Origin of the sequence: Hydrocarboniphaga effusa AP103 (assembly GCF_000271305.1) — a bacterium.
In the GTDB taxonomy this organism is placed as follows: domain Bacteria; phylum Pseudomonadota; class Gammaproteobacteria; order Nevskiales; family Nevskiaceae; genus Hydrocarboniphaga; species Hydrocarboniphaga effusa.
Map to the genome: position 1 here is coordinate 1,995,395 of NZ_AKGD01000001.1, position 17,079 is coordinate 2,012,473.

A 17,079-nucleotide genomic window follows, 5' to 3' on the forward strand; every position below is an offset into this window, starting at 1 on the left:
TCAGTTCACTGCTGTCAGATACCCATGTTCCACGTGGAACATCGACATCGATCCATTTTCGAAGGCGTTTGGCCTCTCGAAAGCCGTAATAAATAATTGCCCGGGGTAGCGATTCAGCACGGCCGCTAGTCGGCTCTGGTACTCGGCCGACAGTTCCGCTCCGAAATCATCGACGAGGATCACGGGCGGCGGCAGTCCCGCATCGGTCAGAATCTGACATTGTGCCAGGACCAGGGCTGCAACGAGCAGTTTCTGCTGACCGCGACTCACTCTTCCCCTTAGCTTTTGGCTACCCAGAGACAGCTTGAGCTCGGCTCTCTGCGGCCCCTGACTCGTGACTCCCAGTCGGCGATGCTGAAGCAGCTGTTCCTTTAGAACCGTCAACAACTCGCGCTGTTCGCTCCAGCCGGGTTGGAACTCCAGGCGCGCCTGCGGGAGCTGCAGAAGTTCCTCGACCAGCGGCTCGAAATTCTGAGCCAGCGCTTGGACGTGACGTTTACGCGCTTCGGTCACCAAACCACCCGATTCAGCCAACTCGCTGTCCCAAGCTGAGACGCCAGCATCGCTCAACCCCAAGCGCAATGCCTGATTCCGCTGCTTTAGGGCTCGCTGGTAGCGCTGCCACGCCCCGAAAAAATGATGTTCCACGTGGAACACACCCCAATCGAGATAGCTCCGCCGATATCCTGGCCCGTCCTCGACGAGTCGATGACCGACGGGGTCGATAAGCTGAATGGGCAGCTTGCGAGCCAGCTCAGAGGATTTCGCTCTCTGCCCGTTCAGCCGAAGTTGCTGTCCCTCCGGGCTCCATCCAGCTCCGAGCTTGTCGCTCCAACCGGCGTCGCCGGTAACGAGCTCGGCGAACAGGTGCCACCAGCGCCCTTCATCCCCGGCCAGCTCCCCCAAATCGGTCGCCCTGAAGCTTCGGGCCCGACCGAGGATATACAGGCCTTCCAGTAGCGTGGTCTTGCCTGCCGCGTTGGAACCGACGATCAGATTGAGCCGCTCGTGCGGCGTGAGCTCGAGTTTCGAGTACAGCCTGAGATTTTCGCCCTTGAAGCGGGCGATCCGCGTCACTGGATCGATCAGAGCCGCATCGGCATGATCACGTACTTGCTCGAGCGGTCCTCGGCTTCGTGCAGCAGGCCGCTGGACTCAGCGTTTTTCAGTTCGAGCGCGACCTGATCGGAATGCATGACGCCAAGCGCATCCATGAGGTAATTGACGTTGAAGCCGATTTCCATCGACGCTCCGCTGTAGCTGACCTCGACTTCTTCCTCGGCTTCTTCATGCTCCGGGTTATGCGTCTGCAGCTTCAGGGTTCCCTCTTCGAGCAGCAGGCGAACGCCGCGAAACTTCTCGTTCGACAGAATTGCGGTCCGGGCGAGCGCCTTGCGTAGCTGTTCGCGATCGGCCAGCACGTGCTTATCACCATTCTCGGGTATCACACGCTCATAATCCGGAAAACGCCCGTCGATGGTTTTGGTTGTCAGGCGCACGGTGTCGATGTCGATCACGGCCTGGCCCGGTGACAGCACGAGCACCACTTCTTCCTCGGTGGCATCGAGCAGTCGGCTCAGTTCAATGATGGACTTGCGCGGCAGAATCACTTGCTGCGCCGTGGTCACCCCGGTCTCGCGCTTGAGTTCGCTGAAAGCCAGGCGATGGCCATCGGTGGCCACCGCGCGCAAGCGTGTCGGCGCAACATCGAGCAGCAGCCCGTTTAGGTAATACCGAACGTCCTGCTGAGCCATCGCGAACTGCGTACGTTCAAGCAGTTGCTTGAGTTCGACTCGCTTGAGCCTGACTTCACTGGCAGCGGCCGTCGCCGAGCCCATGCTCGGGAACTCGTCGGCCTTGAGGGTCGAGAGGGAGAACCGGCTCTTGCCCGACTTGAGCAGCACCTTATCGCCGCTTTGTTCGAGCGAGACCTCGGCGCCTTCGGGTAGGCCGCGGCAGATATCGAACAGTTTGCGGGCCGGGACCGTGGTCTTGCCCGGAGCCAGGTTCTGAACACGCGCCCGGCCGACGAGTTCCATTTCGAGGTCCGTACCGATCACGGTCAGAACGTCTTCGCTGACTTCGAGCAGGAAATTGGCCAGGACGGGTAAGGTCTGACGACGCTCCACCACACCGATGACCGACTGAAGCGCGCCCAGCAATTCGTTACGACCCACCTGGATTTTCATGTCATTACCTAGCTTGGTACTTGTATCTCTAAATACTAGTTGTAGAGCAGGCTCTCGGCCGTGGACAAACTGGATTTATCTTGCGAGAACAGAAACTTAACGCTTGATTCAGAAACCGTAAAGCTCGGGGCAAGCCGACTGGTCAACTGTGGATAAGGAGTGAATCAAATCCATCCTCCATTTTCCACCAAGTTATCAACAGACTGGCGAACACGGCTGCGAACAACTTGATCAAGGGCCACGGCGCCCTCTCAAAAACTCAGCTGGCGCAACAGATTCTCGTAGTCCTCGCGTACCCGGCTGTCCTCTTCCTTGAGCTTTCCGATGGCTCTGCAGGCATGCAGCACCGTGGTGTGATCTTTCTCGAAAGCCGCCCCGATCTCGGGAAGACTGTGTTGAGTAAGCTCGCGCGACAGGCTCATCGCGATCTGTCGTGGCCGGGCCAGCGAGCGATTGCGCCGAGGTGAGCGCAGCTCCTTGAGCTGGATGTTGTAGTACTTGCTGACTGTTCCCATGATGTTGTCGATGGTCACGAGCTTTTCGTAATGTGCGAGCATGTCGCGCAGCGTCTGGCGAGCGAATTCGATCGTGATCGGCACGCCCTGCAGGCGAACCGCCGCTGCCAGGCGCAGCAGCGCGCCTTCGAGCTCGCGCACGTTGGAACGAATGTTCTGCGCGACGAACTCTGCGACCTCATCCGGCAGCGCCAGACCGAAGCTCTCGGCCTTGGATTGCGCGATCGCCCAGCGCGTCTCCATGTCGGGCGGTTCCACCGATACGGTCAGACCCCAGCTGAAACGCGACTTGAGGCGGTCGTCGAGCCGGTCGAGCTCCTTCGGAAAGCGATCGCAGGTCAGCACGATCTGCTTGCGCCCGTCCATGAGCGTGTTGAAGGTGTGGAAGAACTCTTCCTGGTTGACGGCCTTGCCCGCGAAAAAGTGAATGTCGTCGATCAGCAGCGCATCCGCCGAGCGATAGAAGTTCTTGAATTCGTCGGTATTGTTGTGGCGCAGGGCGGAAACGAACTGGGTCACCCACTGCTCGGCGCCCACGTAGACGACTCGCGCCCTGGCCGAACGCGCGAGCAGCGCGTTGCCGATCGCATGCATCAGATGCGTCTTGCCGAGGCCCGAAGCCCCATAGATAAGCAAGGGGTTGTAGGCCACGCCGGGCGATTCGGAAACCTGCTGGCTGGCGGCCCTCGCCTGCGAATTGGATTTGCCCTGGATGAAGCTGCCGAAGGTGTAGCGCGGATCGAGCTTGCCGTTCTGGGTCCAGCGCTCCGGTTCGACCGCGGTGGTCGGCGCTGCGCTGGTCGTCCGCGCCTCGTTGGCGGTACCGATCTCGACCGGCAGGTCGGCGCCGTCGCAGGCCAGCCAGGCGCGCTGGATGGCCCCGACGAACTCGGCGCGCACGCGTTCCATGACCATGCGATTCGGCGCGACGATGCTCAGGCGATCCGGCAACCGGCGAACCTGCAGCGGCCGGATCCAGGTGCTGACGTCCAGGGGACTCAGGTCGCCTTCGAGCCAGAGCACGCAGCGGTTCCAGGTCTCGATATCGCTCTGGTTCATCGGGCGCACCGCCACGGTGTCGACAGCTTGGAATTGACGAACTGACTCACTAAAAACCGTCCTTGGAGAAAAGTCGGCCTCACACGCCAGGCTCGAGGGGCCGGCGCGAATCGGGACGACTGCGGATGGCCACACAGTCTATCGTCCCTTCGCCCAAGATATCCACAGGCTGCCCGAGTTCCGGCGCTTGAACATTGTCCGCAGCTCCCGATACAATCCGCGCCCTTTTTTGTTGCCGATGATCTAACAATGAAACGCACCTACCAGCCGCACTCGCTGCGTCGTAAGCGCACGCATGGTTTCCGCGCCCGCATGGCGACCGTTGGTGGTCGCAAGGTTCTGGCCCGCCGTCGCGCCAAGGGCCGCGCCCGTCTGACGCCGGTCTGAGCCGCTTCGTCCGATCGGATCTCTTGCAGATCCTCATTGTTCGAGATTGTTGAGGCGTGGCGCGCTTTCCACGGCGCGCTCGCCTGCTTAAACCTGCTGAGTTCGAGCGGGTTTTCAAGAACGGCAGACGCGAGACGGTGACGAATTTCATCGCCGTCGCGGCCCTCTCCGACGAAGGGCCGAGGCTGGGCTTGGCGATTTCCCGCAAGCAGGCCGCGCTCGCCGTCGATCGCAATCGCATCAAGAGGCAGATTCGGGCGAGCTTCCGCGAAGCACAAGGTCGCCTGCCCGCATGCGATCTCGTCATCATGGCCAAACCCCAGGCCAAGAATCTCGATTCAGCCGCTGCGGTTGCGGATCTGAACAAGCTCTGGAATCGCGTCATTCAACGATGGTCCGCTTCCTCGTTGTCCTGATCCGGCTGTACCAGAAGGGCATCAGCCGCTGGCTGCCGCCGCGTTGTCGGTTTTATCCGAGCTGTTCGCACTACGCGGCCCTCGCCCTGCAACAACACGGTTTCGCCAAGGGCGCTACGCTAGCGACCCGCAGAATCCTGCGTTGCCATCCCCTGAACCCTGGCGGGTACGATCCGGTGCCGAGCGCCCGGGGCGACCGGCCGAGCACCGAATCGCGCTGACACTCGCCCATGGAAAATCGTCGCTTCATCCTGCTCGCCGTCCTCGGCGTGCTGATGTTCTTCATCTATCAGGCCTGGCAGACCGAATACGGCGCCAAGAAGCCGATCGCGCCGCCCGAGACCGAAGCCACCGCTGCGACGCGCGCCGAAGTCGCGGTCACCGAAAGCGATGTTCCGACGCTGGCCCCCGAGGCGGCTCCGGGCGCCGCGACGCCGGCGGTGCCGGAGTCCGCACGCATCAAGGTGCAGACCGATCTGTTCGTCGGTGAGATCGCGCTGCGCGGCGGCGACCTGCGCCGGCTCGAACTGGTCGGGTATCCGGTTTCGAAGAAGCAGCCGGACCAGAACATTCCGCTGCTCAATGATCGCGAGGGCCATTTCTTCGTGCTGCAGAGCGGTATCGCCACCGCGAACAAGGCGCTCGGCAGCCACCTGGATTCCTTCAGTTCGCCACAGGCCGTCTACCAGATGGCCGAAGGCGCCGACACGCTCGAAGTGCCGCTCGAAAGCGTCGACGCGGCCGGCAACAAGGTCACCAAGATCTATCGCTTCCACCGCGGCAGCTACGAGTTCGAACTCGAGCAGAAGCTCGCTTCGGCAAGCGCGGTATCGGCCAGCGCCTATGTGCGCATGCAGCGCACCAATGTCGCGGCCGGCGAGGAGCCGCCATTCATCCACACCTTCATGGGCGTCGGCGTCTACGAGGCCAAGCCGGGCACCGACAAGTTCCGTTTCAAGAAATTGCCGTTCAAGGATCTCGACGACGAGACCTACAGCGTCGAGCAGACCGGCGGCTGGGTAGCGATGCTGCAGCACTATTTCGTCGCCGCGATCCTACCGGCCGAAGACGAGAAGCATCGCTTCGAGAGTAGGCCCGGCAAGGAAGGCTATGTCGCGCAGTACCTCGGTGCGAGCGCCCAGGTTCAGCCGGGCGCTGAGCAGAACTTTGTCACCAGGCTCTATGTCGGGCCGAAGCTGCAGGACTCGATCGGCAAGGCCGCCAAGGGCCTCGAATACACGGTCGACTACGGCATTCTGACCGCGATTTCCGAGCCGCTGTTCAGCGTGATGCAGTGGTTCCACAAGTACACGGGCAACTGGGGCGTGGCGATCATCCTGCTGACGGTGCTCGTGAAGACGCTGTTCTATCCGCTCGCGGCCGCGCAGTACCGCTCGACCGCGAAGATGCGCAAGTTCGCGCCGCGTATCGCCGAGCTCAAGGAGCGTTACGCGGACGATCGCGAGCGCATGTCCAAGGCGATGATGGAGCTCTACAAGAAAGAGGGCTTCAATCCGCTGGCCGGCTGCTGGCCGCTGCTCGTGCAGATGCCGGTGTTCTTCGCGCTGTACTGGGTCTTCCTCGAAAGCGTCGAACTGCGCCAGGCCGACTTCGCGCTGTGGATCAACGACCTGACCTCGCCCGATCCGTTCTACGTGCTGCCGGTGATCTACGGCCTGTCGATGTTCTTCATGCAGAGGCTGTCGGGCCAGACCGCGACGATGGACCCGATGCAGCAGAAGGTCATGAACGTGATGCCGATCGCGATGGCCGGCTTCTTCGCCTTCTTCCCGGCCGGCCTGGTGCTGTACTGGTGCGTCTCGAACTGCATCAGCATCGCCCAGCAGTGGTACATCACGCGCAGGATCGAACGCGCCGACGCCGCCATCAAATCCGGCGCTGCCAAGCCGGCCAAGTAAGGCCGACGTGGCGACGGCCGATACGATCGCGGCCATCGCCACGGCTCCGGGCCGCGGCGCGATCGGCCTGTTGCGCATCAGCGGGCCGATCGCGCTCGAAGTCGCAACATCGATCGCCGGCTCGCTGCCGCCGCCCAGGCAAGCCGGGCTGCGGACGTTTCGCGACCGCGACGGCGCCGCCATCGACCAGGGCCTGGTCCTGGTCTTTCCCGCCCCGCGCTCCTACACGGGCGAGCATCTGGTCGAGCTGCAGGGCCACGGTGGCGTCGTGCTGCTGCAGCTGCTGCTCGAAGCGGCGATCGCGGCCGGTGCGCGCATGGCCCGGCCCGGCGAATTTTCCGAACGCGCGTTCCTCAACGGCCGGCTCGACCTCGCCCAGGCCGAAGCGGTCGGCGATCTGATCGACGCGGCCTCGCGCCAGGCCGTGGTCGCGGCGCAGCGCTCGCTCGAAGGCGCGTTCTCCGAACGTGTCACCGCGCTGGCCGACGAGCTCATGGCCCTGCGCGCCTGGGTCGAAGGCGCGCTCGATTTCTCCGACGAGGACGTCGACTGGCTCGCCGACGACGGCCTGCGCACGCGGCTCGCGAACTGGAGCGATTCGCTCGACGCGCTGATCGCGCAGGTCGGCCAGGGCCGCCGATTGCGCGAGGGCCTCGTCGTCGCCATCGTCGGCCAGCCCAACGTCGGCAAGTCGACCCTGCTGAACCGGCTCGCGGGCGTCGAGGCGGCGATCGTCAGCGACCAGCCCGGCACCACACGCGACACCTTGCGCGAGCATCTGGTGCTCGAGGGCATGCCGATCACGATCGTCGACACCGCCGGCCTGCGCGAGACCGACGATCGTATCGAGCAGGAAGGCATCCGCCGCAGCTGGAGCGCGGTCGACAAGGCCGAGCTCGTGCTCTATCTCGTCGACGATCGGCACGACGAGCATCCGCAGGATCTCGAACTGCTCGCCAGACTGCCGGTCGACAGGCCGCGCATCGTCGTGCGCAACAAGTGCGATCTGGCGGATCGCAGCGCGCAGCGGCTCGATGCGGCATCGACCGGGATTCGCCTGAGCGCCGCGACCGGCGAAGGCATCGGCCTGCTGACCACCGCGATCCGCGAGTTCGCGGGCCTCGGTGCGGCCGACCAGCAGGGCAGCAGCTTCACCGCCCGCACGCGGCACGTGCTCGCGCTCGCCGAGACGCGCCGGCATCTCGAGGTGGCGATGCGCTCGCTCGCTGCGAGTTCGGCGGCCGAACTGATCGCCGAGGAACTGCGCCTGGCGCACGCGGCGCTCGGCGAAATCACCGGCCAGGTCACGAGCGAGGATCTGCTCGGCCGTATTTTCGCGAGCTTCTGCATCGGCAAATAGCTGCCGCGCATTCAGGTTTCGGTTATCCAGGCCTGTGATAAGACTCGCGCAAACGTCACCAAAAAAGAGGAGTGCGACATGAGTCGGGGAATCAAATTGCTGCTGGGCGGCGCGATGCTGTGCGGAATCGCGATGGCGAACACCGCTTGCGGCAAGAAGCAGGCTGAAGTCACGGTGCCCGAAGAAGGCCCTGCGCAGGTCGAGGAACAGGTGCCGAGCAAGCCCGAGGAAAAGGCCGCGTTCGATAAGCGCAAGGCCGCGTCGGCCTGCCGCGTGGCGATCCTGCAAAGCCTGCGTGATCCGTCCTCGGCCGAGTTCGTCGACGAGCTCGAAGCGACGACCGGAACCGTGGAAGAAAGTGGCGACTACCGCTTCAAGATCGGTGTGAAGGCCAAGAGCGACGCGGGCGTGGTGACGCGCCACTTCGACTGCAAGGCCCACCCCGAAACCAGCGGCTGGTCTATCGCCGAGCTGAAAGAAGGCGCCTGAGCCCGGGCCGGTGCAGATCGCGCCGGCGGTCGACATCGAAGTCGATGTCCCCACGAGTCTCGACGAGCCGAAGCTGCCCGGAGCGCTGCAGAATCAAACGCGCGCCCCGATCGCCTTCGAGCTCGTCGATGGCCGAAAAAATCGCGCGCGAGAGCAGTACCGGATTGCCGCGCTTGCCATCCGCGATCGGCTGCACCGCTTCGTCGCCGGGCCGCCAAGCGCCGATGAGCGCGTCGATCACGCTGTGACGCAAAGCTGGCATGTCGCCGAGCACGACCAAAGCTCCGGCGCTCGACGCGGGCAAGCGGCGCAATCCCGTCTGCAGTGAACCCGACATGCCACGCCGATAGCGTGGATTGAAGGCCATGCGCAGCGGCGGCACACGCCGATGTCGACGCCGGTATTCGCGCAGGCTGCACTCGACCAACGCGCGCTCATGGCCGGTGACAATGATGATCGGTCGCGCGCTCGACGCGCAGACCGCGTCGAGCGTCCACCAGAGCAAGGCTTGTCCGTGAACGCGGCTCAGCAGCTTGTTCGCGCGGCCGTAGCGTTTCGAGCGGCCGCCCGCCAGGATCACGCACCCGATCGTCGCGCTGCTGAGCAAGCTCACCGAGCGATCAGGCCGGCCGCTCGGCGATGACCTGTCCGAGTATCGAAAGCGCGATCTCCTGCGGCGTCTTCGCACCGATGTCGATGCCGGCCGGCGTGTGCAGGCGCGCCAGGGCGGCTTCATCGATGCCATCGGCGCGCAGGCGTTCGAGACGCAGCCGGGCCTTGCTGCGGCTGCCGAGCGCACCGACGCAGTAAGCGTCCGAGCGCAGTGCCCAGCTCAACAGCGTGTGATCGGCGTCGGCGTCGTGCGAGAGCGTGTAGACCGCGGTGCGCGCATCGAGCTGGATCGCGGCCAGCGAAGCTTCGAGCCGGCGGCGATCGTAGTGCAGCGGCGCCGGCAGATCGACCGGATACGACTCGGGGCCACGCGGGCGCAGCAGCACGGTGTCGATGCCGAACATCGGCGCGAGCCGCAGCAAGGCGAGCACGATCGGATCGCCGCCGACGATGATCAAGCGCAGCGGCGGCTTGTGCAGCTGGCGATACAACTGCGGGTTTGTTTCGATTGCGACCGAAGCGTGGTCTTCGAGCTCATGAAAACGCGTGCCGCCGGGCTCGCAGTCGTTGATCGAAGTCACCGCTACCAGCGTGCGCCGTTCGTTGCGCGCGGCGCGCAAGGTCGAGACATAAGCCTGCGCATCGGCGACCGCACGCACGAGAATGCGAATGCGGCCTCCGCAGGACAACTGCACGTCGAGCACCGGCGAGCCGGCGCCGTAGTCGAGCACACGCGGTTTGCCGTCGGCGAGCACGGCCAGCGCTTCGGCCGCGACGGCCGCCTCGACGCAGCCGCCCGAGACGTAGCCCGCGCATTCGCCGTCGTCCGCGATCGCCATCTCCGAGCCGACCGGACGCGGCGACGAGCCGATCACGTCGATCAGCGTCGCGAGCGCGAAGCGCCGGCCCTGGTGCGTCCAGTGCTCGAGCGTGGGCAGCAGATCGTCGACGAGCGCGTACGAAGGCCAGGCCGGCCAGCCGCCTTCGAACGTTTGGGTGATCGCCTCGCCTTCAGCCATTCAAAGCTCGCGACTCAAGCCGACTTGAACGTGTGGCGCGCAAACGGCAGCCGGCGCACGCGCTCGCCGGTGAGCTTGGCGAGCGCGTTCGCCACTGCGGGCGCGAGCGGCGGCACGCCGGGTTCGCCGACGCCGGTCGGGGCCTCCTGCGAGTTGACGATGTGCACGTCGACGACCGGCATGTCCTGGATCCGCAGCACCTTGTAGTCGTGGTAGTTGCTCTGCTTCACGGCGCCGTTCTCGATCTCGATCTCGCCATACAGCGCGGCCGCCAGGCCGAAGCCGACGCAGCCTTCCATCTGCGCCTTGATCTGATCCGGGTTCACCGGCACGCCGCAGTCGACGGCGACGGTCACGCGCTCGACGCGCGGCTGGCCGTCGGGCTTCAGGCTCACCTCGACGACTTGTGCCACGTAGGTGTTGAAAGAGAAATGCACGGCAACGCCCTGTGCCTTGCCCTTGGGCATCTTCTTGCCCCAGCCGCCCTTGTCGGCCGCGAGCTTGAGCACGCCGGCCATGCGCGGCTGCTTCTCTAGCAGCGCCAGGCGATAGGCGACGGCGTCCTGCTTGGCGAGCGTGGCGGCCTCGTCGAGCAGGGTTTCCATCACGAAGGCCGTGTGCGTGTGCCCGACCGAGCGCCACCAGAGCGGGCGCACGGCCTGCGTCGGCGAATGCAGCTCGACGCTCGGGCTGGGCAGCGCATACGGCGTCGGCCAGACGCCTTCGACCGAGGTTTCGTCGACGCCATCCTTGATCAGCGAGGCCATCGGCGTGCCGGCCATGATCGACTGGCCGACGATGCTGTGCTGCCAGCCCGCGAGCTTGCCGTCCTTGGCCAGCCCGACCTTGACCGCGTGCACGTACTGCGGGCGATACAGGCCGCCGCGCATGTCGTCCTCGCGCGTCTGCTGCACACGCACGGGCACCTTGCCGCCCGGCAATTTCGAAATCGCCTTGGCGACGTTCACCGCTTCGACGGTGAAATCGGACCAGCTGTTGGCGCGACGGCCGAAGCTGCCGCCCGACACCAGCGTGTTGAGCTTGACCTTCTCTGGCGGCAGGCCGGCGGCCTTGGCGGCGAATTGCTGGTCGAAGGTCGGGAACTGGTGGCCGCTCCAGGTTTCGACGATGCCGTCGTGCAGCCAGGCGACGCAGTTCATCGGCTCCATCGCCGCGTGCGCGAGGTACGGGAATTCGTAGACCGCCTCGATGGTATTGGCCGCGCCCTGAAGCTGCGCCGCGGTCTGCTCGGAGCGGTTGGCGCTCGCGCCTCCGCTTGCGCTGGCGAGCTTGCGGTAGTCGGCGAACATCGCCTCGGTGGACTTCGGGCCGGCGGCGCTCAAGTCCCAGTCGAGCTTGAGCGCCTTGCGGCCCTGCAACGCCGGCCACATGCCGGTGGCGACCACGGCGACGCCTTCGGGCACCTTCACGACGAACTTCACGCCCTTGACCGCCTTGGCGGCGCTGTCGTCGACCGACTTGAGCTTGGCGCCGAAGGCCGGCGGACGCGCAATCACCGCGGTCAGCAGGCCCGGCAGCTTTACGTCGATCGTGTACTGGGCCTTGCCGGTGGACTTGGCGATCGAGTCGAGGCGCCGGGTCTGCTGCTTGCCGACGAGCACGAAGTTCTTCGGGTCCTTGAGCGGCACGTTCTTGGGCACCGGCAGCTTGGCGGCGGCGGCGGCCAGTTCGCCGAACTTGGCGCTCTGCCCGGCCGGGCCGCTGATCACGCCGCTGCTGACCTTGATCTGCTCGGGCGCGACTTTCCATTTCTGTGCGGCGGCGCTCACGAGCATGGCCCGCGTGGTCGCTCCGGCTTCGCGCAGCTGCGGCCAGGAGTTGGCGATCGAAGTCGAGCCGCCGGTGCCCTGGGCGCCGAACGCGAGGTTCTTGTAGACCGGTGTGTTGGCCGGGGCGTATTCGATCTTCACGTTCGCCCAGTCGGCGTCGAGCTCCTCGGCGAGGATGGTCGCCAGGCCCGTGGTCGCGCCCTGGCCCATCTCGTGGTGCTTGATGACGAAGGTCACCGTCGAATCGGGGGCAATGTGGACGAAGGCGTTCGGCACGAACTCGGCGCCCGCCGGCGCGGCGCTCGCGGGTGCGACTAGCGGCAGCTGCAGGGCCAGCGCGAAGCCGGTCGCCGCGCCGCCCTTGAGGAAATCGCGCCGCTTGAGACCTTCGCGCTGGGGCGCCTCGGTGGCACCGATCGCGGCGCCGAGCTGACCGTCTTCGAAAATGCGCATGGCCGGCTCCTAGGCTTTCAGCGTCGCCGCGGCCTGGTGAATCGCGGCGCGGATGCGGTGGTAAGTGGCGCAGCGGCAGATGTTGCCGGACAGGGCGTGGTTGATGTCTTCGTCGGTCGGCTTGGGCTTGGCCTCGAGCAGCGCGACGGCCGACATGATCTGGCCGGACTGGCAGTAGCCGCACTGCACCACGTCGAGATCGATCCAGGCTTTCTGCACCGCCTTGGCGGCCGGCGAACTCAGGCCTTCGATCGTCGTCACCGAGCGGCCGCCGGCCATGTAGGCCGGAGCCGAGCAGGAGCGCATCGGCTTGCCGTCGACATGCACGGTGCAGGCCCCGCACTGGGCGACGCCGCAGCCGTACTTGGTGCCGGTGAGTCCGAGCTCGTCGCGAATCACCCAGAGCAGCGGGGTGTAGGGGTCCGCATCGACTTCACGAACTTCGCCGTTGATCTTGATGTTCAGCATGGCTATCCCTTGGAACGCCGTTCCGGGTTGGCTGGGGAAGCTCTGCGCGGGCCATTGCGCACGCCTTCGCGTGGCACGCCTGGGCAAAGTGTTCCGTGAAGGCAGGGCCGGACGAGCCGGCGAATCGTGAGAATACCGAATGCCGATGACCGGACAAGGTCGAACGTCGGCTATGTTGGCTGCCACATAACGAGCAATTGGTCGCGAACCGTGCTTATCATCGCGCAAAACCAGCCGTCCGTGCTGTCCGCCGGATCAGCCAGATAAAGGAGCTTGAACCATGTTCGACCGGAACCGGATTGGGACGTCGCTGGGCCTGTTGATGGCCCTCGCGGTGGGCTCGGCGACGGCGGCAGAGCCGCTCAAGACGGCCGACAGCTTCAACAACATCACCGACACCAAGGCGCGCTCAGTGGCCCTGTTCACCGAGGCCGGCAAGGTGATCCAGCATCCGCGCTGCCTGAATTGCCATCCCAAGGGCGACAGCCCGACCCAGGGTGAGGATCTGCACCCGCATTCGCCGCTCGTCGTGCGCGGCCCGGACGGACACGGGGCGATCGGCATGCAGTGCACCACCTGCCATCAGCCCACCAACTTCGAGTCCTCGGGCGTGCCGGGCAATGTCGCCTGGCATCTCGCGCCCAAGGAAATGGCCTGGCAGGGCCGCTCGCTCGGGCAGATCTGCGAGCAGATCAAGGACGGCAAGCGCAACGGCGGCAAGTCGTTGCCCCAGATCGCCGACCACATGGCGAACGACGGCCTGGTCGGCTGGGGCTGGATGCCGGGCGGCAAGCGCGAGCCGGCGCCAGGCACGCAGGAGCAGTTCGGAGCGCTGATCCAGGCCTGGATCGATACCGGAGCGGTCTGCCCCAAAAGTTAAACTGAGGGAATGACCACCGCTCCCAAACCCACCGGCCTCAAGCTCAGGAAGCAATCGCGCACGCTCGAGCTGCGCTACGCCGACGGCAGCATCCACGAACTGCCGCTCGAATACCTGCGCGTGTTCAGCCCTTCGGCCGAAGTCTGGGGCCACGGCCAGGCCGAGCCGAACCTGATCGGCGGCAAGCGCGAAGTGGGCGTCGATGCGATCGAGCCGGTCGGCCAATACGCGGTGCGCCTGCGCTTTTCCGATGGCCACGACACCGGCCTGTTCTCCTGGCAGGTGCTGCACGATCTCGCGACGAACCACGCGCGCTACTGGGCCACGTACCTGCAGCGGCTCGCGGACATGAACATGTCGCGCGACAGCGACATCGTTAAACTGGCCGCCCTACCCAAGATGCACAGACCGGCGAAACCGTAATCGTGAGCAGCGACCGCAGCGATCCGAACAACACGACGCATTTCGGCTACGAGCAGGTGCCGGTCGCCGACAAGCAGCGCCGCGTGCGCGAGGTGTTCTCGTCGGTGGCGAGCCGCTACGACGTCATGAACGATCTCATGTCGCTCGGCATCCATCGCGTCTGGAAGCGCTTCGTGATCGACCTCGCCGGCGTGCGTCCGGGCGAGCGCGTGCTCGACGTGGCCGGCGGAACCGGCGATCTGACGCGCGAATTCTCCAAGCTCGCCGGGCCGCAGGGCCAGGTGATCCTGTCGGACATCAACGCGGCCATGCTCGGCGAAGGCCGTCGCCGGCTCGCCGACAAGGGCATCGTCGGCTTGCCGGTGGTGCAGGCGAATGCGGAATGCCTGCCGTTCGCCGATGCGAGCTTCGATCTCGTGACGATCGGCTTCGGCCTGCGCAACGTGACGGACAAGGATGCGGCGCTGCGTTCGATGCGCCGCGTGCTCAAGCCGGGCGGCCGGCTCATCGTGCTCGAGTTCTCCAAGCCGCTCAATCCGGGCCTGGCCAAGGTCTACGACCAGTATTCGTTCAAGCTGCTGCCGCTGATGGGCAAGCTGGTCGCCAACGACGAGGCGAGCTATCGCTACCTGGCCGAATCGATCCGCATGCATCCGGATCAGCAGACGCTCAAGGGCATGATGGAAAACGCGGGCCTCGAACGCTGCCAGGTCTACAACCTCACGGGCGGCATCGTCGCCGTGCATCGCGGTTTCAATCTCGCCGCATGAGCTGCGGCGCACCCAAAGCGGCGCGCTGAGATGGCGCCTTCGCTGGTCTGCGCCGGCCTCGAAGTCGCGCTCAACCGTTATCTGCAGATCGAGCCCGCCGCGCTCGAAGATTGCGCGCGCTTGAAGGACAGCAGCATCGAGCTGCATCTGTCGGGTTTCGAATGGCGCCTGTTCATCGAGTTCGATGCGCGCGGCGTGCGCGTGCTCAACGAACGCGCCGAACCCGCGAGTGTGCTCGTCAGCGGACCGCCGCCGGCGTTCGCCAAGCTCGCGATCAAGCGCGGACATGAAGGCGGAATCCCGGCCGGACTCGATGTGCAGGGCGAAGCCGAAGTGCTGCAGCGCTTTCGTCGCCTGCTCGGTCGCGTCGGTTTCGACATCGAGGAATGGATCGCGCCGTTCATCGGTGACGGCGCTGCGCATCGCGCCGCGCAAGGGCTCAAGTCGCTGCTCGGCTGGACGCGTCGCAGCACCGACACGCTCGCGCAGAACACTGCCGAATATCTGCGCGAGGAAACGCGCGATCTGGCACGCGGCGTCGACGTGGAAGAATGGATGGACGATGTCGATCGCCTGCGCGAACGCATCGATCGCTTCGAGGCGCGAGTCGCGCAGCTGGAACGCAACAAGGCCAACAAGCCATGAGCATCAAACGTCTGCAGCGAATGTGGACGATTCAACGCGTCGCGCGTCGCTACGCGCTCTACGAGTTCATCGGCAAACCGCCATCGAAGCCCGATCCGCGTCCGCGTGGTGAGCGCCTGCGTCTGGCGCTGCAAGAGCTCGGCCCGATTTTCGTCAAGCTCGGCCAGGCGTTGTCGACGCGGCCCGACGTGCTGCCGCCCGACATCGCGATCGAGCTTTCGCTATTGCAGGATCGCGTGCCGCCGTTCTCTGGCGACGAAGCCCGGCGCATCGTCGAACAAGCGCTCGGCAAACCGATCGACGAGCTGTTCAACGAATTCGATTCCACGCCGCTCGCATCGGCGTCGATCGCGCAGGTGCATACCGCGCGCCTGAAGCCGACCGGGCCGAAGGATCCGGGCTTCGAAGTCATCGTCAAGGTGCTGCGTCCGGGCATCGAGAAAACCATACACGACGACGTGCAGCTCATGTACCTGCTCGCCGATCTGGCCGAGCGCTTCAATGCCTCGGCGCGGCGCGTGCGTCCGCGTGCGATCGTCGCCGAGTACGAGAAGATCGTGTTCGACGAACTCGATCTGATGCGCGAGGCCGGCAACGCCGCGCAGCTGCGTCGCAACTGGCTCGGCTCCGAGCTGATCTATCACCCGGCGGTGTTCTTCGATTACACGCGCGCCAACGTGCTGGTGATGGAGCGCATTCGCGGCATCAGCATTCGCGAACTCGATCGCCTGCGCGCCATGGGTGTCGATTTCAAGGTGCTCGGCGAGCGTGGTGTGGAGATCTTCTTCAAGCAGACTTTCCGCGACAATTTCTTCCACGCGGACATGCACCCGGGCAACATCTTCGTCGACGCGAGCAACGTCAAGAACCCGAGCTACATCGCGGTGGATTTCGGCATCGTCGGCCAGCTGTCGGTGCAGGACCAGCGCTATCTCGCCGAGAACCTGCTGGCCTTCTTCAATCGCGATTACCGGCGTGTGGCCGAGCTGCATCTCGAATCCGAGTGGGTGCCGAGCGAAACACGGCTCGAAGACTTCGAGGCGGCGATTCGCACCGTGTGCGAACCGATCTTCCAGAAGCCGCTCAGCGAAATTTCGTTCGGCGTGTTTCTGCTGCGCCTGTTCCAGGTGGCGCGTCGTTTCAACTATCAAGTGCAGCCGCAGCTCGTGTTGTTGCAGAAGACGCTGCTCAACATCGAAGGTCTCGGTCGCCAGCTGTATCCGGAGCTCGATCTCTGGAAGACCGCCAAGCCGATTCTCGAAGACTGGATGCGCAGCCGCATGGGCCCGTCGCGCTTCATCAGCCAGGCGCGTCGCGACATTCCGGCGCTCGCCGAATCGCTGCCGCTGCTCGTGCAGCAGCTCACGCGCAGCTTCGAGCGCGGCGAAGGCTTCGACGGACGCCTGCGGCATTCGATCGACAAGCTGCGCGACGATCTGCGCCAGCAGCGCAGCAGTCAGCGTCGCACGCTGATCGGTGCGGCCTTGATCGTCTCGGCCGCGGTGCTCTGGGCCTTCGACGGCGTGCGTCCCGAGCTCGTCGCCGGTGCGCCGATCGCGAGCTGGGTGCTCGGTGCGATCGGCATCGCGCTGTGGTGGAAGAAGCCGCGCGACAAACGCTGATTTCCCGAACGCTGATCGCCCGCGCGCCCTGCATGGAATAGATGAAGCCGCGTTGCCCAGCGC

Annotated in this window: 18 protein-coding genes; 11 read left to right on the plus strand and 7 right to left on the minus strand. The window is 65.0% G+C overall.

All coding sequences use genetic code 11. The features are described 5' to 3' along the window. The 3 genes from recF to dnaA all read right to left on the minus strand — a co-directional run bounded on the left by recF (position 1) and on the right by dnaA (position 3,763). Positions 1–1,077 carry a DNA replication/repair protein RecF gene (gene recF, locus WQQ_RS08745; RefSeq protein ID WP_007184788.1) on the minus strand — a complete coding sequence of 359 codons (1,077 nt, stop codon included), beginning with the start codon at positions 1,075–1,077 and terminating at the stop codon, positions 1–3. Positions 1,078–1,085: 8 nt separating this feature from the next. Then, positions 1,086–2,189 carry a DNA polymerase III subunit beta gene (gene dnaN, locus WQQ_RS08750; protein ID WP_040453244.1) on the minus strand — a complete coding sequence of 368 codons (1,104 nt, stop codon included), beginning with the start codon at positions 2,187–2,189 and terminating at the stop codon, positions 1,086–1,088. A 251-nt stretch (positions 2,190–2,440) separates the two neighbouring features. Continuing rightward, positions 2,441–3,763 (minus strand): chromosomal replication initiator protein DnaA, encoded by a 1,323-nt coding sequence (dnaA, locus tag WQQ_RS08755; RefSeq protein ID WP_007184790.1) that lies wholly within the window; start codon positions 3,761–3,763, stop codon positions 2,441–2,443. Positions 3,764–4,012: 249 nt separating this feature from the next. On the opposite strand from dnaA, the gene rpmH reads away from it, so the two are divergent. The 6 genes from rpmH to WQQ_RS08775 all read left to right on the plus strand — a co-directional run bounded on the left by rpmH (position 4,013) and on the right by WQQ_RS08775 (position 8,334). Next, complete coding sequence (gene rpmH / locus WQQ_RS23650; RefSeq protein ID WP_007184791.1) at positions 4,013–4,150, plus strand: 50S ribosomal protein L34; 138 nt, start codon at positions 4,013–4,015, stop codon at positions 4,148–4,150. A 56-nt stretch (positions 4,151–4,206) separates the two neighbouring features. After that, positions 4,207–4,566: a ribonuclease P protein component gene (rnpA, locus tag WQQ_RS24875; RefSeq protein WP_007184792.1), complete on the plus strand. Its 360-nt coding sequence runs from the start codon at positions 4,207–4,209 to the stop codon at positions 4,564–4,566. After that, on the plus strand, positions 4,542–4,787 hold the full coding sequence (yidD, locus tag WQQ_RS23655; protein WP_237715033.1) for a membrane protein insertion efficiency factor YidD: 246 nt from the start codon (positions 4,542–4,544) through the stop codon (positions 4,785–4,787). Before rnpA ends, yidD begins: the two co-directional genes overlap by 25 nt. 9 nt (positions 4,788–4,796) lie before the next feature. After that, positions 4,797–6,485, plus strand: a complete 1,689-nt coding sequence (yidC, locus tag WQQ_RS08765; RefSeq protein WP_007184793.1) for a membrane protein insertase YidC — start codon at positions 4,797–4,799, stop codon at positions 6,483–6,485. A 7-nt stretch (positions 6,486–6,492) separates the two neighbouring features. After that, entirely contained in the window at positions 6,493–7,845 is a 1,353-nt protein-coding gene (gene mnmE, locus WQQ_RS08770) for a tRNA uridine-5-carboxymethylaminomethyl(34) synthesis GTPase MnmE (RefSeq protein ID WP_007184794.1), read from the plus strand. 78 nt (positions 7,846–7,923) lie between these two features. After that, a complete protein-coding gene (locus WQQ_RS08775) occupies positions 7,924–8,334 on the plus strand; it encodes a hypothetical protein (RefSeq protein ID WP_007184795.1) in 411 nt (136 codons plus the stop codon). Here WQQ_RS08775 and WQQ_RS08780 read toward each other — a convergent pair. The 4 genes from WQQ_RS08780 to WQQ_RS08795 are packed head-to-tail and all read right to left on the minus strand — an operon-like array spanning position 8,306 to position 12,676. Then, entirely contained in the window at positions 8,306–8,947 is a 642-nt protein-coding gene (locus WQQ_RS08780) for a nucleotidyltransferase family protein (protein ID WP_007184796.1), read from the minus strand. The two genes, WQQ_RS08775 and WQQ_RS08780, sit on opposite strands and share 29 nt — an antisense overlap. A gap of 7 nt (positions 8,948–8,954) precedes the next feature. Beyond that, on the minus strand, positions 8,955–9,965 hold the full coding sequence (locus tag WQQ_RS08785; RefSeq protein ID WP_007184797.1) for an XdhC family protein: 1,011 nt from the start codon (positions 9,963–9,965) through the stop codon (positions 8,955–8,957). A gap of 14 nt (positions 9,966–9,979) precedes the next feature. Further along, the gene (locus WQQ_RS08790; RefSeq protein WP_007184798.1) at positions 9,980–12,208 is read right to left on the minus strand and encodes a xanthine dehydrogenase family protein molybdopterin-binding subunit; all 2,229 of its coding nucleotides are present in this window, start codon (positions 12,206–12,208) and stop codon (positions 9,980–9,982) included. 9 nt (positions 12,209–12,217) lie between these two features. Further along, positions 12,218–12,676, minus strand: coding sequence for a (2Fe-2S)-binding protein (locus WQQ_RS08795; RefSeq protein ID WP_007184799.1), 459 nt, complete (start codon positions 12,674–12,676; stop codon positions 12,218–12,220). 280 nt (positions 12,677–12,956) lie between these two features. On the opposite strand from WQQ_RS08795, the gene WQQ_RS08800 reads away from it, so the two are divergent. From WQQ_RS08800 to ubiB, 5 genes are read left to right on the plus strand one after another with little or no spacing between them, the layout of a single operon-like run. Further along, entirely contained in the window at positions 12,957–13,556 is a 600-nt protein-coding gene (locus tag WQQ_RS08800; RefSeq protein ID WP_007184800.1) for a hypothetical protein, read from the plus strand. Between the two features lie 9 nt (positions 13,557–13,565). Then, positions 13,566–13,979 (plus strand): gamma-butyrobetaine hydroxylase family protein, encoded by a 414-nt coding sequence (locus WQQ_RS08805; RefSeq protein WP_007184801.1) that lies wholly within the window; start codon positions 13,566–13,568, stop codon positions 13,977–13,979. Between the two features lie 2 nt (positions 13,980–13,981). Further along, positions 13,982–14,749 (plus strand): bifunctional demethylmenaquinone methyltransferase/2-methoxy-6-polyprenyl-1,4-benzoquinol methylase UbiE, encoded by a 768-nt coding sequence (gene ubiE / locus WQQ_RS08810; protein WP_007184802.1) that lies wholly within the window; start codon positions 13,982–13,984, stop codon positions 14,747–14,749. A 30-nt stretch (positions 14,750–14,779) separates the two neighbouring features. Next, on the plus strand, positions 14,780–15,394 hold the full coding sequence (locus tag WQQ_RS08815; protein ID WP_007184803.1) for a ubiquinone biosynthesis accessory factor UbiJ: 615 nt from the start codon (positions 14,780–14,782) through the stop codon (positions 15,392–15,394). After that, positions 15,391–17,016, plus strand: coding sequence for a ubiquinone biosynthesis regulatory protein kinase UbiB (ubiB, locus tag WQQ_RS08820; RefSeq protein ID WP_007184804.1), 1,626 nt, complete (start codon positions 15,391–15,393; stop codon positions 17,014–17,016). Before WQQ_RS08815 ends, ubiB begins: the two co-directional genes overlap by 4 nt. Positions 17,017–17,079: the final 63 nt, after the last annotated feature.

Bases quoted from the DNA above. Each gene is read 5' to 3' on its own strand.
- WQQ_RS08790 (WP_007184798.1), bottom strand. From the start codon at position 12,208: ATGCGCATTTTCGAAGACGGTCAGCTCGGCGCCGCGATCGGTGCCACC.
- yidD (WP_237715033.1), top strand. From the start codon at position 4,542: ATGGTCCGCTTCCTCGTTGTCCTGATCCGGCTGTACCAGAAGGGCATC.
- WQQ_RS08795 (WP_007184799.1), bottom strand. From the start codon at position 12,676: ATGCTGAACATCAAGATCAACGGCGAAGTTCGTGAAGTCGATGCGGAC.
- WQQ_RS08800 (WP_007184800.1), top strand. From the start codon at position 12,957: ATGTTCGACCGGAACCGGATTGGGACGTCGCTGGGCCTGTTGATGGCC.
- WQQ_RS08775 (WP_007184795.1), top strand. From the start codon at position 7,924: ATGAGTCGGGGAATCAAATTGCTGCTGGGCGGCGCGATGCTGTGCGGA.
- dnaA (WP_007184790.1), bottom strand. From the start codon at position 3,763: ATGAACCAGAGCGATATCGAGACCTGGAACCGCTGCGTGCTCTGGCTC.
- WQQ_RS08815 (WP_007184803.1), top strand. From the start codon at position 14,780: ATGGCGCCTTCGCTGGTCTGCGCCGGCCTCGAAGTCGCGCTCAACCGT.
- yidC (WP_007184793.1), top strand. From the start codon at position 4,797: ATGGAAAATCGTCGCTTCATCCTGCTCGCCGTCCTCGGCGTGCTGATG.
- dnaN (WP_040453244.1), bottom strand. From the start codon at position 2,189: ATGAAAATCCAGGTGGGTCGTAACGAATTGCTGGGCGCGCTTCAGTCG.
- WQQ_RS08805 (WP_007184801.1), top strand. From the start codon at position 13,566: ATGACCACCGCTCCCAAACCCACCGGCCTCAAGCTCAGGAAGCAATCG.
- ubiB (WP_007184804.1), top strand. From the start codon at position 15,391: ATGAGCATCAAACGTCTGCAGCGAATGTGGACGATTCAACGCGTCGCG.
- WQQ_RS08785 (WP_007184797.1), bottom strand. From the start codon at position 9,965: ATGGCTGAAGGCGAGGCGATCACCCAAACGTTCGAAGGCGGCTGGCCG.
- rpmH (WP_007184791.1), top strand. From the start codon at position 4,013: ATGAAACGCACCTACCAGCCGCACTCGCTGCGTCGTAAGCGCACGCAT.